Origin of the sequence: Dactylosporangium sp. CA-139066 (assembly GCF_050936175.1) — a bacterium.
GTDB lineage: Bacteria > Actinomycetota > Actinomycetes > Mycobacteriales > Micromonosporaceae > Dactylosporangium.
In genome coordinates, this window is sequence record NZ_JBNJNH010000001.1 from 7,919,142 (window position 1) to 7,934,325 (window position 15,184).

Here is a 15,184-nt window from a genome sequence, read left to right on the forward strand (position 1 = left end):
CTCCGGAGGAATAGCCGTGTCCGACACCGCCACCGTCGACCCTGCGCTGCGCGAGCACGTGGTGGAGACGATCTGCGCCCTGCTACCCCGCGTGCTGCGGCGGGAGGTGCCCGACGCGTCCGAGTCGACCACGCTCATGGACGACCTGGGCATGAGCTCCACCACCGGCCTGGAGCTGGTGCTGGAGCTGGAGGACCGGCTCGAGCGCGAGATCAGCGTCGAGGACCTGGGCCGCGACGACTTCGAGACCGTCGGCACGCTCGCCGCGTACGTCGCCGGCAACCTGCTCGACGAGGAGTGACCGTGCCGTGGGGGCTGTGCCGCGCGGTGGCGCGGCGCTTCCCGCTGGCCGCCGAGAAGGCGGCCGACCCGGTCCACGCGGGGCAGCTCGCCACCTACCTCGGCGACGCGCTCGCGGCCTACGGGCTGGAACTCGCCGGCGGCATGGCGGACGGGCAGTCGTACGGGGAGATGGCCGCCGCGCTGCTGCCGGACGAGCCGGTGGACGCGCTGGTGCTCGCCTACGACATCCCGGACATCGCGCCGGGGCGGGCGACGGCGACGTACCTGAGCCACCTGTGCCCGGGCGGCCCGATGGCGTTCGCGGTGTCGGACCAGGGCCGCGCGGGCGCGCACACCGCGCTGCGGCTGCTGCTCGACTACGCCCGCTGCGGCACCTACGAGCGGGCGCTGCTCGTCGTCGCCGAGCAGCGTTCGCTGCCGTACGACCCGGGGGTGGCGGTGGAGGTGCCGGCGGCGCACTGCGCGGTCGCCGTCCACCTGGGACCGTCCGCACTGCCGGCCGCGGTACCGCGGATCGTGCGCGGCGTCGACCTGGCCGACGTCCCGACGCTGCTGGGCGACCTCGGGCCGGCGACGGTGGTCCTCGGCGGGCACCTGGCGGACCTGGACGTGAAGGCCGACTCGGTGATGCTCGCCGACCCCGACCAGCCGATGACCGGCGTGTGGGAGGCCCTCGCCGCGCTCGACGGGCCGGTGGTGCTCGCCGACTACGACCCGGCGCTGCGGTACCTCTGCGTCAGCTCCTTCGGATGCGTCAGCTCATCGTCCGGATGACGAACGGTTCCGGGCCGGCCAGCGCGACGGCGGCCCGGAACCCGTCCGGGGCCGGCAGGTCGGTGACCGCGTAGGCGACGCCGGCGTGCTCGACCACGGGCGCCGGATCGCCGGCCACCGGCAGGCCCAGGCCGCGGGTGAGCCGGTCGCCGGCCGCCTTCACCACGGCCTCCTTGCGGGCCCACAGCCGCGCGAACTCCCCCGCCCCGGCGGCCTCGACCCGCCCGGCCTCGGCGGGCGGGAAGAACCGTCGGGCCAGCGCCGCCCAGTCCAGGCCGGGCACGAGGTCCTGCAGGTCGGCGCCGACGGGGCGGTCCGCGGCGACGGCGATCAGCGCGTACTCGCCGGCGTGGGACAGGCTGACCCGCAGCGGGTCGCCGTGCAGGCCCGGCTTGCCGTTGGGGCCGCGGACCCAGCACACCGCGGCGCCGCCCAGCCGCCCGGCCACGATCCGCTGCAGCGCGGCGTGCGCGGCGGCGAACCGGCGGCGGTCCCGCGCATCGCGCAGCGCGTCGCGGCGGGCGCGGTCGGCCGGCGTGAGCAGCGTTTCGTCGTACGGGTCGCGGGTGTCGACGAGCCAGACGTCGACGGTCGCGCTCATCGCAGGAGCAGGCCGGCCAGGCGGCGCACGCCCTCGTCGATGCGCTCCGGCTCGATGGCGCTGCACGACAGGCGGATCGCGCGCTCCCCGCCGCCGTTGATGTAGAAGAACCGCATCGGGGTCCACAGCACGCCGTGCTCGCTCGCCGAGACCTCGAGGAGCTCCTCGCTCGCGTCCACCGGGACGTCGACGACGACGAAGAAGCCGCCGCTGGGGCTGTTCCAGTGCACGGGGGTGCCGGCGAAGTACCGCTGCAGCGCCGACAGCAGCGTGGCCAGGTTGTGGCGGTAGAACGCGATCTTCGCCTGGTTGGCGGTGCGCAGGCTGAAGCCGGAGTCGATGAGCATGCCGCCGACGACCGCCTGGGACAGCGCCGACGTGTTCACGGTCAGCATGCTCTTGACCGTGGACAGCTCCTCGGCGAGCAGCGTGTGCCGGCCGGCGGCGTCGACGACGGGCTGGTCGGCCACGAGGTAACCGACGCGGGCGCCGGGGAAGTACGACTTGGCGAACGAGCCGAGGTAGATGACCCGCTGGTCGGCGTCGAGGGACTTGAGCGTGGGCCGCGGTTCGTCGTCCAGGCCGAACAGGCCGTAGGGGTCGTCCTCGAGGATCAGCAGGTCCTCGTCGGCCGCGGCGGCCAGCAGGGCCCGGCGCGTGGTGACCGGCAGCGAGACGCCGGAGGGGTTGGCGAAGTTCGGCACGAGGTACAGCGCCCGGGGCCGCTTGCCGCGCGACCGGGTGGCGGCCGCGACCGCGCGGACGGTCTCGGGCCGCAGCCCGTCCTCGGACTCGGGCACCCCGACGACCTCGACGCCGAGGATGCGCGCGGCGCCGGTGAGCCCGACGTAGCACGGCTCGGCGGCCAGCACGACGTCGTCCGGGCCGGCGCACAGGCCGCGCAGCGCGATGACCATCGCCTCCTGGCAGCCGGTGGTCACCATGACCGCGGCCGCCGGGACCTGGATGTTCTCGTCGACGTCGAGCATGCGGGCGATGAGGTCGCCGACGTGGCCGTTGGTGCGGCCGTACTGCGTGAGCAGCGACCGGCTCTGCGCCGGGCCCAGGCCGCGTTCGCGCAGGTGGGTGAGGTACGCCTGGATGTGCTTGTCGATGTCGCCGACCGAGTGGAACTCGTCGAACGGGCGCCCCGCGGCCAGCGAGATCGCGGACGGGAACCGCGAGGCGACCTCGTTGAGGAAGTTCATCGACGCCGACACCGGGTCGACGACCGAGGTGTGCAGCTCCTCGCGCGACAGCGTCACCATGTCACGCATCGCCTCCAGCCAGCGATGTCGGGCGGATCGCGGTGCGGTCCAGGCCGGGCAGCGCCGCCCGGCCGGCCAGCACCATGGCGTGGGCCAGCTCCTGCGTCGCGGTGCGCAGCACGCCGGCGACCCCGTCGGCGCCGCCGGCGGCCAGGCCCCACAGCGGCGGGCGGCCCAGCAGCACCATGCGCGCGCCGAGGGCGAGCGCGGCGAGCGCGTCGGCGCCGCGGCGCACCCCGCCGTCGAAAAGCACCGGGCGCGCCCCGCCGACCGCGTCGGCGACCTCGGCGAGGGCGTCGAGGCTGGCCACGGCGCCGTCGAGCTGACGCCCGCCGTGGTTGGAGACCACGATCGCGTCGGCGCCATGCTCGACGGCGAGCCGGGCGTCCTCGGCGGTCAGGATGCCCTTGAGCACCAGCGGCAGCCGGGTGCAGCCGCGCAGCCAGGCCAGGTCGTCCCAGCTCATGGCCGCGTCGAACGAGCCGGCCGTGTGCCGCGCGATGGCCGAGGTGCCGCCCGGGTCGCGGCGGTGCGACTCGGCCATCACGGCCGGGTCGATGTTGACGGCCGCGACGTCCCCGCCGATCGCGAAGCCGTTTCGCATGTCCCGCCAGCGCCGGCCCATCCGCGGCACGTCGACGGTGAGCATCAGCGCGCGGTAGCCGGCCTGCTCGGCGCGCTCGGCGAGGGACCGCATCACGTCGCGGCGCAGCAGCGGGTACAGCTGCAGCCACACCCCGGACGCGGCCGCCGCGGCGATGTCCTCGATCGTGCGGCTGGCGAACATGGCCACGACGAACAGGGCGCCGGCCGCGCCCGCGCCCCGGGCCGTGGCCACCTCGCCCTCGGGGTCGATCAGCCGGTGGTAGGCGGTCGGCGCGACGCCGATCGGGGTCGCGTAGGTCGTGCCGAACAGTGAGACGCTCGTGTCGGCATCCGAGACGCCGGCAAGCACGCGCGGGCGCAGCCGGACCCGGTCGAAGGCGCGCAGGTTGGCCGCGACGGTGCGCTCGTCCTCGGCGCCGCCCTCGATGAAGTCCCACACCTCGGCGCCCACGAGCCGCTGCGCGTCGCGGCGGTAGTCCGATGCGGTGAGCGGGAGCCCGGTCTGCAGCTGTGTCACCGCCCGGGCCTCATAGGCGATAGCCTATCGGTACCCCGCCCGCTCCGGCATGAGCCGAAAGGCCTACATGGCACCGGAATATGCGTCCCGACCGCCCCAATCGGCCGCGCTGGACGGCCATCCGTGGCGCCGCTTCGCCGTGCTCGGCGACAGCGTCGTACAGGAGCCGGGCGGCTTCGCCGATCTCGTGCGCGACGAGCTCGCGGCGACGGCCCCCGGCCTCGCCTACCTCAACCTGGGCCGGCGCAACCTGCGCGCGGCCGAGGTGCTCGCCGTGCAACTTTCACCGGCCCTCGCGTTCCGCCCCGACCTCGCCCTGCTCGTCTGCGGGGCCAACGACGCCATGCGGCCCGGCTACGAGCACCGCGCCGAGGCGGTCGACGCCGCGATGGCCGCGATCGTGCGCCCGCTGCAGGCCGCGGGCGCCCGCGTCATCACGGTTTCGGTGTTCGTCATGCGGGAATATCCACGGATGCCGGCCTGGCTCGCCGCCGGGTTCGCGCTTCGCATGGCATGCTTGGCGCGGCGCACCAACGCCCTCGCCGCGGCCCTGGGCACGGTCCACGCCGACCTGTCCGGGCACCCCGCGATCGCCCGCGGCGACGTCCTCACCGGCGAGGACGGGTTACACGGCAACGCCCACAGCCATAGGATCGCAGCGGCGGCCGTCATCGAGGCGCTCGCCGGACAGCTCACGACGGCCGACGGGGGGAAGTGATCGATGCCGCTGGACCCGCAGGTGCGAGCGATGCGCGACGCCAAGGAACGCGACGGGGTGGCCCCGCTCTACACGATGACCCTCGACGCGGCCCGCGCGGCCGACCTCGCCTCGATCCGCGCCGCCGGCGGCACCCCCGAGAAGGTGCACGAGGTCACCGAGCACTGGCTCGACGGCCCCGGCGGCAAGCTGCCGCTGCGCGTCTACCGCCCCAGCGCCGATCCCGGCCTGCCGGTGCTCATGTACTTCTTCGGCGGCGGCTGGGTCCTCGGCACGATCGACACCGCCGACGGCATCGCCCGCAACCTGGCCAACGCGGCCGGCTGCATCGTCGCCGTGCCCGGCTACCGGCTCGCTCCCGAGCACCCGTTCCCGGCCGCGGTCGAGGACTGCTGGGCCGCCACCGAGTGGGTCGTGCGCAACGCCGCCGCGCTCGGCGCCGACCCGGAGCGCGTCGCCGTCGGCGGCGACAGCGCCGGCGGCAACCTGGCCGCCGCGCTGACCCTGATGGCCGCCGAGGCGGGCGGCCCGTCCCTCGTCGGCCAGCTGCTGGTGTACCCCAACACCGACCAGACCGCCGACGACGACTCGATGCGCGAGAACGACGACCCGTACCTGTTCAACCACCACTCCGTCGCCTGGTACCGCTCGCACTACTTCCCCGACGCCGACGACGCCTACAACCCGCTCGCCTCGCCGCTGCTGGCCGAGTCCCTCGCCGGCCTGCCGCCCGCGCTGGTCATCACCGCCGAGTACGACCCGCTGCGCGACCAGGGCGAACGCTACGCCGCCCGCCTCGCGCACGACGGGGTGCCGGTCGCCGTGACCCGCTACGAGGGCATGATCCACGGGTTCTTCGCGATGTCGGGCACGCTCGAGGCCGGCCGGGTCGCTCTCGCCCAGGCGGCCAAGCAGCTGCGGATCTGGTTCTTCGACTGACGCCGTCAACTGCGTTATGGCCCGGGGGCGCCCGGGTGCCGGCCGCTCTGGGGCCGGCTGAGTCGCTCGGCTACTGCAACGATCCTGCACCGGCCGTGGCAACGGTGTTCCCTTCGACGGCCCGCTACCTTCGAGCCGTCGAAGGGAACGGGCCATGACTGATCGTCCTAGCGTCAACGGTCTCCTCTACGTCGCCGGCTCCGGCGATGCGTCCTACAAGACCCGGGTGGAGGACCTCGAAGGCACCGCGCTCACCATCGCCGCCCCGATCGGTGCGGGCGATGTCGAGCCGCCGGAAGAGGGCGCCGAGCTCCAGGTGTTCTGGACGAACACCACCCGCAACCGCTCGATCCTGCCCGTCCGCCTGGTCGGCATCACCAAGGAGAGCCCGAAGCGCTGGCAGCTGGAGATCGTCGGCGACGTCGTGCGCAACACCCGCCGCCGATTCGTGCGCGGCGCGCACGGCACGCCGATCCGCCTCGCCGCCGCCGGCTCGTCGCGGTCGCTGGAGATCGAGGTGGTGGACCTCAGCGAGGGCGGCGTGCGCTGCCACGACCCGGAGCGCATGTTCCGGATCGGCGACCTGGTCGCGGTGTCGCTGCCGCTCGGCGCGGACCGCTGCGACCAGATCGGCGTCGTCCACGCGACGCGTGACACGGACGACGGGCTCGCCGAGATCGTGCTGACCTACGAGCCGGAGGAGCGCGTCGCGCAGCTCATCCGCCAGCTCGTGTACTCCTGGGAGATCGAGCAGCGCCGCCGCGAACGCGACCTCGCCGGCCGATGAGCCGCACTGCCGCGACCTGTCCAGACAACCGGTTGTGCCGGGCTCCCAGGTCTGGGCGCGTCGGCGGGCGGTCTTGGTGCGCGGGTCGGTGGGCGGCCCTGGTCGCGGTGGAGGGCTGCGCTCGGCTCTGGGGGCGTTGCGCCTTCACGGGCGGCGTTGCGTTCGTGATGTCACAGTCGGCGGCCGGCGACAAATGCGATATATCCGGATCTGGCGGGCCGCGCGCTGCACACGATGCAGCCGGGCCTACACGCGGCGTGAGACGGCGGGATCGGAGCAACGGATCTCCGTGTCGTCGCGTCTGGACACGTGAGATGGTGCAATAAGGACGTTGAACATCTTCGGAGGACGCATTGACCACCGTGACGCGCCGGCACCTCATCAAGGCCGGGCTCGCCGCGACGGGGGCCGCCCTCATCGCCGGCGACTCCGACGCCGGGGCGCGCCCGCCGGTGTCCGCGGCGATGGCCCCGCCCCCGCCGCCGGGGGCGCCGTCGGCCGGGCCGAGCCCGAGCGCGAGCGCGAGTCCTTCGCCGAGTCCCATGGATGCGCTGACGCGGCCGGTGTTCACGTTGTCGGAGTACCGCAAGATCGTGCCGGGGCCGGCGTTCCCGGACAACGCGGTCGCGCTGACCATCGACGACGGGCCCCATCCGGCCTGGACCCCGCAGGTGCTGCGCCTGCTGGAGCGCTTCGGTGTGCCGGCGATGTTCTGCCTGATCGGCAACCAGGTCCTCGGGCACGAGCCGGTCGCCCGCGACATCGTCGCCGCCGGGCACCAGGTGGCCAACCACACGTGGAGCCACCCGGCGTCGATCGCGAACATGCCGCCGGACCGGGTGCAGCAGGAGATCGACCGGGCCCAGGAGAAGATCCACGACACCACCGGGCACACGCCGGCGATCTTCCGCTCGCCCGGCGGGGCCGTCTCCCCGGCGGTCTTCGCCGCCGCCGCGCATTCCCGGATGGTGCCGGTGAACTGGAGCGACGACCCCCGCGACTGGACGCGGCCGGGCGTGCAGGCCATCACCAACCGGCTCCTCGCGGCGCGGCCGGGGCAGATCCTGCTCTGCCACGACGGGGGCGGCGACCGCTCGCAGACCTGCACCGCCCTGAAAACCGTGATCCCCGCGCTGCAGGCCCGCGGGCTGCAGTTCGTCGCGCTGGGCGGGTAGCGCCGGCCGCGCGGAGCGGCGCGGTGACATTTGTACCGGCCGATCGCGTACACACGACGCTGCTGCGCGGGCGCGGGCCGGCGCACGCTGCCGGTATGCGAAAGAACGCCGTTGCCCTGTTCTTCCTCTCGCCGCTGGTCGCGGAGTTCCTGCTCGGCGACTTCGGGCTCAACGCGCTGCCGGCGCTGCTGTTCCTCGCGCCGATGTACGGCGGCGGCGCGATCCTCATCCGCGAAGCGGCCCGGCGCACCGGGCGCGGCTGGCCCACGATCCTGACGCTGGCCCTCGCCTACGGCGTCGTCGAGGAGGGCCTCGTCACGCAGTCGCTGTTCAACCCGGACTACGCGGGGCTGCACCTGCTGCAGCACTGGTTCGTGCCGGGGCTGGGCATCTCGGTCCCGTGGACGATCACGGTGCTCGCGGTCCACACGATCTGGAGCATCAGCGTGCCGATCGCCCTGGTGGAGAACCTGACCCCGGCGACGCGCACCACGCCGTGGCTGCGCACGACCGGCCTCGTCGTCGCCGGCGTGCTGTGCGTGCTCGGCGCGCTGCTCAACGTCGTGGGCACCCTGTCGAACGACCACTTCGTCGCGCCGTGGCCGCGCCTGGCCGGCGCCGCCGTCGTCGCGGTCGCGCTGATCGTCCTCGCGTTCCGCCTGCCGCGGCGGGTCGAGCGGCGGACCGGCCGCGTTCCCGCGCCGTCGGCGGTCCTGGTGCTGACGCTGGTCGCCGGCGGCCTGTTCCGCCTGCCCGACGCCGTGCCGACCTGGGTCACCGTCGGGCTCATGGTGCTCGTCTTCGGCGGCCTGGCGGGCGCGGTGCTGCACTGGTCGCGGCGGGACGGCTGGGGCGCCGCGCACCGCCTGGCGCTGGCCGCCGGGGCGACGCTGACGTACGCCTGGCACTCGTTCTTCATGAAGCCGTTCATGGGCGACGGCCCGGTGATCACACCCGTCAGCCACGCGGTGTTCGCGGCGCTGGCCCTGCTCCTGCTGTACTTCGAGGTGCGCAGCCTGCGCCCGAAGGCGTCCGAGGCTGCGCACCCCGGCGAGGCGCTCGCCGACCTCCGCAGTCGATAGGGCGGTACGGGGGCCGGCAACCTCGATATTCGTGGTTGCCGGTCCGCCGCCGCTCCAAACCCGCGGCCGCCTCAGCCGGCCGGGCCGTAGAACAGGCCGGTCAGCCGCGGCCGCCGCCGCTGCAAACCCGCGGCCGCCTCAGCCGGCCGGGCCGTAGAACAGGCCGGTCAGCGGCTGGGCGAAGGCCACGATCCGCTCGGGTGCCTCCCGGGCGAGCAGCTCCACCATTTGCTCGGCGACGAGGTCCGGGCCGGCCGCGGCGTCGCCGAGCTCGCCCCGCGCCCGCTCGACCAGGCGCCACACGTCAGCGGTGTCCATGATCGGGAAGTCTGGCATAGGCGGCGGTCACGGCGACCGGTGTGGGAGGCCGGCGCGGCGGGCGGTGAGGAAGGCGCGTTCGGCGTCGTTGCCGGCGAGGGCGATCGCGCGGTCGTAGGACTCGGCCGCCTCGGCCGGGCGGTCGAGGCGGAGCAGCAGGTCGGCGCGGATCGCCGGCAGGTAGCGGTAGCCCTCCAGGCCGCCGGCCCGCTCCAGCGCGTCGATCTCCGCGAGCGCGGCGGCCGGGCCGTGGACCATCGACACCGCCACGGCCCGGTTGAGCGCGACGACCGGGGACGGCCAGGCGCGGTGCAGTTCGCCGTACAACACCAGGATCTGCGGCCAGTCGGTCTCGGCGTAGCTGGGCGCCGCCGCGTGCAGCGTCGCGATCGCGGCCTGCAGCGCGAACCGGCCGGGCCGCCCGCCGCGCAGCGCGCCGACGACGAGCGCGTCGGCCTCGGCGATGGCGCCGCGGTCCCACGCCGAGCGGTCCTGCTCCTCCAGGCGCAGCAGGCGGCCGCCGGGCCCGGTGCGGGTGGCGCGGCGGGCGTGGCCGGCCAGCAGCAGGGCGAGCAGGCCGCGGACCTCGCGCTCCCGCGGCAGCAGCCGGTGCAGCAGGCGGGCCAGGTCCAGCGCGCGCCCGGCGAGGTCGTCGCGGGTGAGGGCGGGGCCGCTGGGTGCGGTGTGGCCGGTGGTGAAGAGGAGGTGGATGACGGCGAGGACCGCGTCCAGGCGGGCCGGCAGCTCGGCGGCGCCGGGCATGCGGAACGGGATGCGTGCGGCGGCGACCTTCTTCTTGGCGCGCGTGAGCCGGGCCGCCATCGTCGGCTCGGAGACCAGGAAGGCGGCGGCGACGTCCGGGGTGGCGACGCCGCACACCAGACGCAGCGTCAGCGCGACCTGGGCGTCCGGGGCGAGCGCCGGGTGGCAGCACAGGAACACCAGCCGCAGCGTGTCGTCATGGGCCGGCGGGGACGGCGCCGGTTCGACGAGCAGGTGGAGCTTCGACTGGAGGGTGCGGCTGCGGCGTACCGCGTCCAGGGCATTGTGGCGCGCGGCCGTCGTCAGCCACGCGCCCGGCCGGTCCGGGACGCCGTCGCGCGCCCAGGCCTCGAGGGCGTCGACGTAGGCGTCCTGGACGCACTCCTCGGCCAGGTCGAGGTCGCGCGTGACGCGCACCGTCGCGGCGAGCACGGCGGCCCACTCGCGACGGTGCGCGTCCGCGACCGCCCGCTCCGCCGGCGTCATGGCTCCAGCAGCGGGCGGACCTCGACGGCGCCGTCCATGATGGGCAGCAGCTTGGCGACCGCGACCGCCTGGTCCAGGCCGGTGGCCTCCACGACGAAGAACCCGGCGATGACCTCCTTGCTCTCCAGGAACGGCCCGTCGGTCACCAGCCCGCCCTTGTGGATCGTGCGGGCCTGCGCCACCGGTTGCAGCGCCTGCTCGTGCACGACGCGCACGCCCATCGCGGCGATCTCCTCGCCGGCGCGCAGGTTGGCCTCCATGACCTCGGGCGGAAAGTCGGCCACGCCGCCAAGGGTCTCGGCTTCATAGATCAGGATTGCGTACTGCGGCATGCCCGTCCCACCTCACCAGTTGCCCGTCTCGGGTCCCATCGCGCCGTACTCGAGCCTGCCACCCCGCGCGTAGGTGCTGACCACCACGCCGGTCGCCGACGCCGCCGTGTTCACCAGTTCGAGGCCGGCGGGCGCGGTCCCGGCGGCGAAGAGCCGCTTGCCGCGCCCGAGCAGCACCGGGAACGTCACCAGGTGGAACGCGTCGACGAGGTCGTGGGCGAGCAGGGTCTGCACCAGGTCGCCGCTGCCGTGGACCTGGATCTCGCCGCCGTCGCCGGCCTTGAGCGCGGCGACGGCCGCGGCCGCGTCGCCCGCGAGCAACGTGGCGTTGCGCCAGCCGACCGAGTCCAGGGTGCGCGAGGCGACGTACTTCGGCAACCGGTTCATCGTCGCGCCGATCGGGTCGTCGTCGCCCGCGAGGGGCCAGGTGGCGGCGAAGGACTCGTACGTGCGCCGCCCGAGCAGCAGCGCGCCGGCCCGCCCGACCAGGCCGGCCATGCGGGCGATGAGGGGCTCGTCGAAGTACGGCACGGCCCACCCGCCGTGCTCGAAGCCGCCGTCGCGGTCCTCGTCGGGGCCGCCGGGCGCCTGCAGGACGCCGTCGAGGGACAGGAACATGGTCACCAGGAGTGTTCGCATGCCTGTACGGCGAACCGGCCGGGCGGAAATCGACAGCCGGGTTGGCGCGGCCGAAAGCGGGCCGGTGCGGCTGCACGTCGCGGCCAAGCGGTACCTGTGCGCGGTCGAGCCCGGGTACTACGACCAGCTTTCCGAGGCGAGCCGGTTCACGCTGACGATGCAGGGCGGGCCCATGTCGGCCGAGCAGGCCGGGCGGTTCGCCGCGCTGCCCTACGCCGGCGATGCCGTGGCGCTGCGGCGGTGGGACGAGCGGGCCAAGGATCCGCAGGCCGAGGTGCCGGGCTTCCCGCGGTACCGCGGACTGCTCCTGGGGTTGATACAGCGACCAGTGTCGGATTGACGATCCGTTCGCGGGTCAACACTTTCGGTCGTGCTGCACGAGACTGGCGGCATGGCCGACGATGTTGAGGGCAACCCCTACGCCGACCTGGTCACGGCCAACCCCGAGATCCAGCGCGTGCGCGAGGTCGCCTTCGCCGCCCTGCGCCTGGAGCCGGGGCAGCGCATCCTCGACGCCGGCGGGGCCGGGGGCGAGGTGGCCCGCCTGCTGGCCGCCCGGCTCGGCGGCACCGGCGAGATCGTCGCGCTGGACTACCGCGAGGGCGACGTCACGGCGCTGGGCTTCCCCGACGGGTACTTCGACGCCGTGCGCTGCGAGCGCGTCCTGCAGCACCTGCGCCGCCCCGACGCCGCCGTCACCGAGCTGGCCCGGGTCACGCGGCCGGGCGGGCGGGTGTGCCTGGTCGACACGGACTGGGAGTCGGTGGCCGTCGACGGGCTGCCGGCGCACCTGGTCGCGGCCGAGCGGCGGCACCTGCTGGCCACGGTCGTGGGTCAGCACCTCGACATGGGCCGGACCCTGCGCCGCCGCCTGGTGCGCGCGGGGCTGCGCGAGGTGACCGCGGTGCCGGTGGCGCTGTACTTCGCCGATCCCCTGTCCGCCGCGACGGTGCTGCCCATGGTCAACCCCATGGTCCCGCCGGAGGCCGGCCTCATCCCGCCGGAGCTGCGCGACGAGTGGTTCGGCGCGCTGAGCGAGGCCGGCGAGCGCGGCGACTTCCTGGCGACGCTCACGATGTGGGTCGCCACCGCCACGGTCTGACGGTAAGGTGCGTCGACCGATCAGGGGCCGTCGACCGCGGCGAGCAGGTCGCGCAGCAGCGCCGACAGGCGGCGCCGGGACGCCTCGGGCAGGCGCTCGAGCACCTCGCGCTGGGCGTCGAGCCCCGCGACCACGGCCTCGTCGACCACCTCGCGGCCGTGCGCGGACAGCGTGATGACCAGGCCGCGGCGGTCGTCGGGGTCGGGCGAGCGGGTCACCAGCCCGGCCCGCTCGAGGCGGTCCAGCCGGCCGGTCATCCCGCCCGTGGTGAGCATGAGCGACGCGCTGAGCGCCTTCGGCGAGAGCTGGAACGGCTCCCCCGCCCGGCGCAGGGTGGCGAGCACGTCGAACTCGCCCCGGTTGATGCCGAGCGCGCCGTACACCTTCTCCTGGCGGTCGCCGAGCACCCGGGCCAGCCGGTAGATCCGGCCGAACACGGCCATCGCCTCGGTCTGCAGCTCCGGGCGCTCGCGGGCCCACTGCGCCACGATCCGGTCGACGTCGTCCACGCCTCATCCTAACACTCACTTGCGTGTAAGTAGCTTAGTGGTAAGCTACTTAGTCATGAGGAACCTGACGGCGATCGCCCCCGTGCTGTGGGGGACCACGTATCTCGTCACCACCGAGCTGCTCCCGCCCGACCGGCCGCTGCTGGCCGGCACGCTGCGGGCCCTGCCCGCCGGCCTGCTGCTCATGGCCGCCGGCCGGGCGTTGCCCAGGGGCGCCTGGTGGTGGCGCGCGGCCGTGCTCGGCACGCTCAACATCGGACTGTTCTTCGCGCTGCTGTTCGTCGCCGCCTACCGGCTGCCGGGCGGGGTCGCCGCCGTGCTCGGCGCGCTCGGGCCGTTCGTCGTCGCCGGGCTCGCCTTCGGCCTGCTCGGGCAGCGCCCGGCGGCCCGGGTGCTGCTCGCCGGCGCGGCCGGGCTGGCCGGCGTCGCGCTGCTCGTGCTGCGCTCCTCCACGGCGCTCGACCCGATCGGGCTGGCCGCCGCGGCCGGCGGCATGGTGTCGATGTCGCTGGGCACCGTGCTCGGCAGGCGCTGGGGCGTGCCCGAGGGCTTCGCCGCGCGGCGCACCGCACTGCTCGCGCTGACCGGCTGGCAGCTCACCTTCGGCGGACTGCTGCTCGCCCCGGTCGCGCTGCTCGTCGAGGGCCCGCCGCCGGCGCTGGGCTGGGGCAACCTGGCCGGGTTCGCGTACCTGTCGCTGGCCGGGACGGCCGGGGCGTACTTCCTGTGGTTCCGCGGCGTGACCACCATGGCGCCGGCCCAGGTGACGCTGTTCGGGCTGCTGAGCCCCGTGGTCGCGGCGGCCGCCGGCTGGGCGGCGCTGGGCCAGTCCCTGTCGGCCGGCCAGCTCGCCGGGGCGGCCCTGGTCCTGGCCGCGGTCGTGGCCGGCGCGGCAACGTCGCTCAAGGTCGGCAAGTCGACACTGCTGAAGGCCGCCACCGCGCCGTAGCCTTGGTCCACATGGCGTCGCTCAGCCCCCGGTCCCGCCGGGCCGGGATCGCCGCGCTCGTCGTCGCGGTGCTCGCCGGCCTCGCGGTCGTGGCGGCCCCGGGCGAGGACACGCGGCGGGCGCGGACGCTGAGCCGCGCGTCCTCCACCCAGGTCGTCACCGGCGTCGGCTGGACCCACCGGTGGACCACGGCGCCGGCCGCCGTCACCGACACCGCCGGCAACCAGTGGGACAGCGACGCCGCGGTGGTGCAGGGCGGCGCCGCGCCGAAGGCCGCCGCGTCCGGCAACGCCGCGCCGTACCGCTTCGCCCGCGCCGGCAACCCGGCCTACGCGCTGCCCGTCCCCGAGGCCGGCACCTACGCGGTCATCCTCTCCGTCGCCGCCCCCGAGCGCGGCTCGGCGCCCGAGGCCACCGTGACCGTCCGGCCCGACGGCGGGGCCGCCCAGCAGGTCCGCCTTGCCGCCACCGGCTCCGGCCGGATCCGGCACGCGATCGTGCTCGTGCCCGTCACCGGCGACACCGCGAAGTTCACGGTCGCCGCCACCGAGCACCTCGCCGGGGTCAGCGCGGTCACGCTCGTCATGGCCCGCACCGGCACCGACCCGCTGCGCACCGAGCTCGACGAGCGCTTCGACGGGGCGGCCGGCACCGCGCTGCTGCCGAACTGGCGGCACGAGACCGGCGGGGGCGGGTGGGGCAACGGGGAGCTGCAGGAGTACACCCAGCGGCCGGAGAACGGGGCGCTCACCGGCGACGGGCGGCTCGCCGTCACGGCGCGCTCGGACGGCGGGACGTACACCTCGGCCCGGCTCCGCAGCGCCTTCGAGGGCCTCTACGGCCGCGTCGAGGGCGAGCTGCAGGTGCCCGCCGGCCGGGGCCTGCTGCCGGCGTTCTGGATGCTCGGCGCCGACACCGACAAGGTCGGCTGGCCGCAGGCCGGCGAGATCGACCTCATGGAGTCCCTCGGCGCCGCCGAGCCCGGCCTGGTGCACGGCACCGTGCACGGCCCGGACGGCTCCGCGCGGGGCTGGGAGCGCGCCTTCACCGCCCGCCCGGCCGGCGGCCCGGAGAAGGGCATGCACCGGTACGGCCTGGAGTGGTGGCCCGGCATCCTGCAGTGGACGGTCGACGGCGTGGTGCAGGCGACCCTGCGCCAGGAGGACCTCGGCGCCAAGCAGGAGTGGGTGTTCGACCGGCCCGCGTACGTGCTGCTCGACGTCGCCGTCGGCGGGCGCTGGCCCGGCCGCCCGCCGCCCTCGACGGCGTTCCCGCAGACGATGTACGTCGAGTCGGTGCGCTGGTCGCGTTAGGGTC

The 15,184-nt window shown here is 74.9% G+C and carries 19 protein-coding genes; 11 read left to right on the forward strand and 8 right to left on the reverse strand.

Features of this window, described 5'->3' with window-relative positions:
• Positions 1 to 16 precede the first annotated feature (16 nt).
• Positions 17 to 301, forward strand: coding sequence for an acyl carrier protein (locus tag ACQEVU_RS36185; RefSeq protein WP_433331668.1), 285 nt, complete (start codon positions 17 to 19; stop codon positions 299 to 301).
• 2 nt (positions 302 to 303) lie between these two features.
• Positions 304 to 1,077, forward strand: coding sequence for a 2-hydroxy-acid oxidase (locus tag ACQEVU_RS36190; RefSeq protein ID WP_433331670.1), 774 nt, complete (start codon positions 304 to 306; stop codon positions 1,075 to 1,077).
• Here ACQEVU_RS36190 and ACQEVU_RS36195 read toward each other — a convergent pair.
• Genes ACQEVU_RS36195 through ACQEVU_RS36205 form a run of 3 tightly spaced genes read right to left on the reverse strand, consistent with a single transcriptional unit; the run spans position 1,058 to position 4,069 of the window.
• Complete coding sequence (locus ACQEVU_RS36195) at positions 1,058 to 1,678, reverse strand: 4'-phosphopantetheinyl transferase family protein (RefSeq protein ID WP_433331672.1); 621 nt, start codon at positions 1,676 to 1,678, stop codon at positions 1,058 to 1,060. The genes ACQEVU_RS36190 and ACQEVU_RS36195 overlap by 20 nt on opposite strands.
• Positions 1,675 to 2,955 carry a PLP-dependent aminotransferase family protein gene (locus ACQEVU_RS36200; protein ID WP_433331674.1) on the reverse strand — a complete coding sequence of 427 codons (1,281 nt, stop codon included), beginning with the start codon at positions 2,953 to 2,955 and terminating at the stop codon, positions 1,675 to 1,677. The genes ACQEVU_RS36195 and ACQEVU_RS36200 overlap by 4 nt, the downstream gene beginning before the upstream one ends.
• Positions 2,948 to 4,069 (reverse strand): alpha-hydroxy acid oxidase, encoded by a 1,122-nt coding sequence (locus ACQEVU_RS36205; RefSeq protein ID WP_433331676.1) that lies wholly within the window; start codon positions 4,067 to 4,069, stop codon positions 2,948 to 2,950. The genes ACQEVU_RS36200 and ACQEVU_RS36205 overlap by 8 nt, the downstream gene beginning before the upstream one ends.
• 67 nt (positions 4,070 to 4,136) lie before the next feature.
• Between ACQEVU_RS36205 and ACQEVU_RS36210 the strand changes: the two genes are divergently transcribed.
• The 5 genes from ACQEVU_RS36210 to ACQEVU_RS36230 all read left to right on the forward strand — a co-directional run bounded on the left by ACQEVU_RS36210 (position 4,137) and on the right by ACQEVU_RS36230 (position 8,770).
• A complete protein-coding gene (locus ACQEVU_RS36210; protein ID WP_433331678.1) occupies positions 4,137 to 4,787 on the forward strand; it encodes a GDSL-type esterase/lipase family protein in 651 nt (216 codons plus the stop codon).
• 3 nt (positions 4,788 to 4,790) lie between these two features.
• Positions 4,791 to 5,726 carry an alpha/beta hydrolase gene (locus tag ACQEVU_RS36215; RefSeq protein ID WP_433331680.1) on the forward strand — a complete coding sequence of 312 codons (936 nt, stop codon included), beginning with the start codon at positions 4,791 to 4,793 and terminating at the stop codon, positions 5,724 to 5,726.
• A gap of 154 nt (positions 5,727 to 5,880) precedes the next feature.
• Positions 5,881 to 6,513 (forward strand): PilZ domain-containing protein, encoded by a 633-nt coding sequence (locus tag ACQEVU_RS36220; protein ID WP_433331682.1) that lies wholly within the window; start codon positions 5,881 to 5,883, stop codon positions 6,511 to 6,513.
• Between the two features lie 362 nt (positions 6,514 to 6,875).
• On the forward strand, positions 6,876 to 7,688 hold the full coding sequence (locus tag ACQEVU_RS36225) for a polysaccharide deacetylase family protein (RefSeq protein ID WP_433335218.1): 813 nt from the start codon (positions 6,876 to 6,878) through the stop codon (positions 7,686 to 7,688).
• A gap of 95 nt (positions 7,689 to 7,783) precedes the next feature.
• Positions 7,784 to 8,770: a hypothetical protein gene (locus ACQEVU_RS36230; protein ID WP_433331684.1), complete on the forward strand. Its 987-nt coding sequence runs from the start codon at positions 7,784 to 7,786 to the stop codon at positions 8,768 to 8,770.
• 138 nt (positions 8,771 to 8,908) lie between these two features.
• Here the strand turns inward: ACQEVU_RS36230 and ACQEVU_RS36235 are convergent, their stop codons facing one another.
• Genes ACQEVU_RS36235 through ACQEVU_RS36250 form a run of 4 tightly spaced genes read right to left on the reverse strand, consistent with a single transcriptional unit; the run spans position 8,909 to position 11,307 of the window.
• Complete coding sequence (locus ACQEVU_RS36235; RefSeq protein ID WP_433331686.1) at positions 8,909 to 9,088, reverse strand: hypothetical protein; 180 nt, start codon at positions 9,086 to 9,088, stop codon at positions 8,909 to 8,911.
• A gap of 27 nt (positions 9,089 to 9,115) precedes the next feature.
• On the reverse strand, positions 9,116 to 10,336 hold the full coding sequence (locus ACQEVU_RS36240) for an RNA polymerase sigma factor (RefSeq protein WP_433331688.1): 1,221 nt from the start codon (positions 10,334 to 10,336) through the stop codon (positions 9,116 to 9,118).
• Positions 10,333 to 10,668, reverse strand: coding sequence for a YciI family protein (locus ACQEVU_RS36245; protein WP_433331690.1), 336 nt, complete (start codon positions 10,666 to 10,668; stop codon positions 10,333 to 10,335). The genes ACQEVU_RS36240 and ACQEVU_RS36245 overlap by 4 nt, the downstream gene beginning before the upstream one ends.
• 12 nt (positions 10,669 to 10,680) lie before the next feature.
• Complete coding sequence (locus tag ACQEVU_RS36250) at positions 10,681 to 11,307, reverse strand: dihydrofolate reductase family protein (RefSeq protein WP_433331692.1); 627 nt, start codon at positions 11,305 to 11,307, stop codon at positions 10,681 to 10,683.
• Here ACQEVU_RS36250 and ACQEVU_RS36255 point away from each other — a divergent pair.
• The gene (locus ACQEVU_RS36255) at positions 11,306 to 11,647 is read left to right on the forward strand and encodes a hypothetical protein (RefSeq protein WP_433331694.1); all 342 of its coding nucleotides are present in this window, start codon (positions 11,306 to 11,308) and stop codon (positions 11,645 to 11,647) included. The genes ACQEVU_RS36250 and ACQEVU_RS36255 overlap by 2 nt on opposite strands.
• A gap of 30 nt (positions 11,648 to 11,677) precedes the next feature.
• Positions 11,678 to 12,409 (forward strand): methyltransferase domain-containing protein, encoded by a 732-nt coding sequence (locus ACQEVU_RS36260; protein ID WP_433331696.1) that lies wholly within the window; start codon positions 11,678 to 11,680, stop codon positions 12,407 to 12,409.
• 20 nt (positions 12,410 to 12,429) lie between these two features.
• Here the strand turns inward: ACQEVU_RS36260 and ACQEVU_RS36265 are convergent, their stop codons facing one another.
• Positions 12,430 to 12,918 carry a MarR family winged helix-turn-helix transcriptional regulator gene (locus ACQEVU_RS36265; RefSeq protein ID WP_433331698.1) on the reverse strand — a complete coding sequence of 163 codons (489 nt, stop codon included), beginning with the start codon at positions 12,916 to 12,918 and terminating at the stop codon, positions 12,430 to 12,432.
• A 55-nt stretch (positions 12,919 to 12,973) separates the two neighbouring features.
• On the opposite strand from ACQEVU_RS36265, the gene ACQEVU_RS36270 reads away from it, so the two are divergent.
• Both ACQEVU_RS36270 and ACQEVU_RS36275 read left to right on the forward strand, forming a co-directional pair.
• The gene (locus tag ACQEVU_RS36270; RefSeq protein WP_433331700.1) at positions 12,974 to 13,867 is read left to right on the forward strand and encodes an EamA family transporter; all 894 of its coding nucleotides are present in this window, start codon (positions 12,974 to 12,976) and stop codon (positions 13,865 to 13,867) included.
• Positions 13,868 to 13,878: 11 nt separating this feature from the next.
• On the forward strand, positions 13,879 to 15,180 hold the full coding sequence (locus tag ACQEVU_RS36275; protein WP_433331702.1) for a glycoside hydrolase family 16 protein: 1,302 nt from the start codon (positions 13,879 to 13,881) through the stop codon (positions 15,178 to 15,180).
• The last annotated feature ends 4 nt before the right edge of the window (positions 15,181 to 15,184 follow it).

Bases quoted from the DNA above. Each gene is read 5' to 3' on its own strand.
- ACQEVU_RS36220 (WP_433331682.1), top strand. From the start codon at position 5,881: ATGACTGATCGTCCTAGCGTCAACGGTCTCCTCTACGTCGCCGGCTCC.
- ACQEVU_RS36235 (WP_433331686.1), bottom strand. From the start codon at position 9,088: ATGGACACCGCTGACGTGTGGCGCCTGGTCGAGCGGGCGCGGGGCGAG.
- ACQEVU_RS36210 (WP_433331678.1), top strand. From the start codon at position 4,137: ATGGCACCGGAATATGCGTCCCGACCGCCCCAATCGGCCGCGCTGGAC.
- ACQEVU_RS36200 (WP_433331674.1), bottom strand. From the start codon at position 2,955: ATGCGTGACATGGTGACGCTGTCGCGCGAGGAGCTGCACACCTCGGTC.
- ACQEVU_RS36250 (WP_433331692.1), bottom strand. From the start codon at position 11,307: ATGCGAACACTCCTGGTGACCATGTTCCTGTCCCTCGACGGCGTCCTG.
- ACQEVU_RS36240 (WP_433331688.1), bottom strand. From the start codon at position 10,336: ATGACGCCGGCGGAGCGGGCGGTCGCGGACGCGCACCGTCGCGAGTGG.
- ACQEVU_RS36245 (WP_433331690.1), bottom strand. From the start codon at position 10,668: ATGCCGCAGTACGCAATCCTGATCTATGAAGCCGAGACCCTTGGCGGC.
- ACQEVU_RS36230 (WP_433331684.1), top strand. From the start codon at position 7,784: ATGCGAAAGAACGCCGTTGCCCTGTTCTTCCTCTCGCCGCTGGTCGCG.
- ACQEVU_RS36275 (WP_433331702.1), top strand. From the start codon at position 13,879: ATGGCGTCGCTCAGCCCCCGGTCCCGCCGGGCCGGGATCGCCGCGCTC.
- ACQEVU_RS36215 (WP_433331680.1), top strand. From the start codon at position 4,791: ATGCCGCTGGACCCGCAGGTGCGAGCGATGCGCGACGCCAAGGAACGC.
- ACQEVU_RS36270 (WP_433331700.1), top strand. From the start codon at position 12,974: ATGAGGAACCTGACGGCGATCGCCCCCGTGCTGTGGGGGACCACGTAT.
- ACQEVU_RS36195 (WP_433331672.1), bottom strand. From the start codon at position 1,678: ATGAGCGCGACCGTCGACGTCTGGCTCGTCGACACCCGCGACCCGTAC.
- ACQEVU_RS36255 (WP_433331694.1), top strand. From the start codon at position 11,306: ATGCCTGTACGGCGAACCGGCCGGGCGGAAATCGACAGCCGGGTTGGC.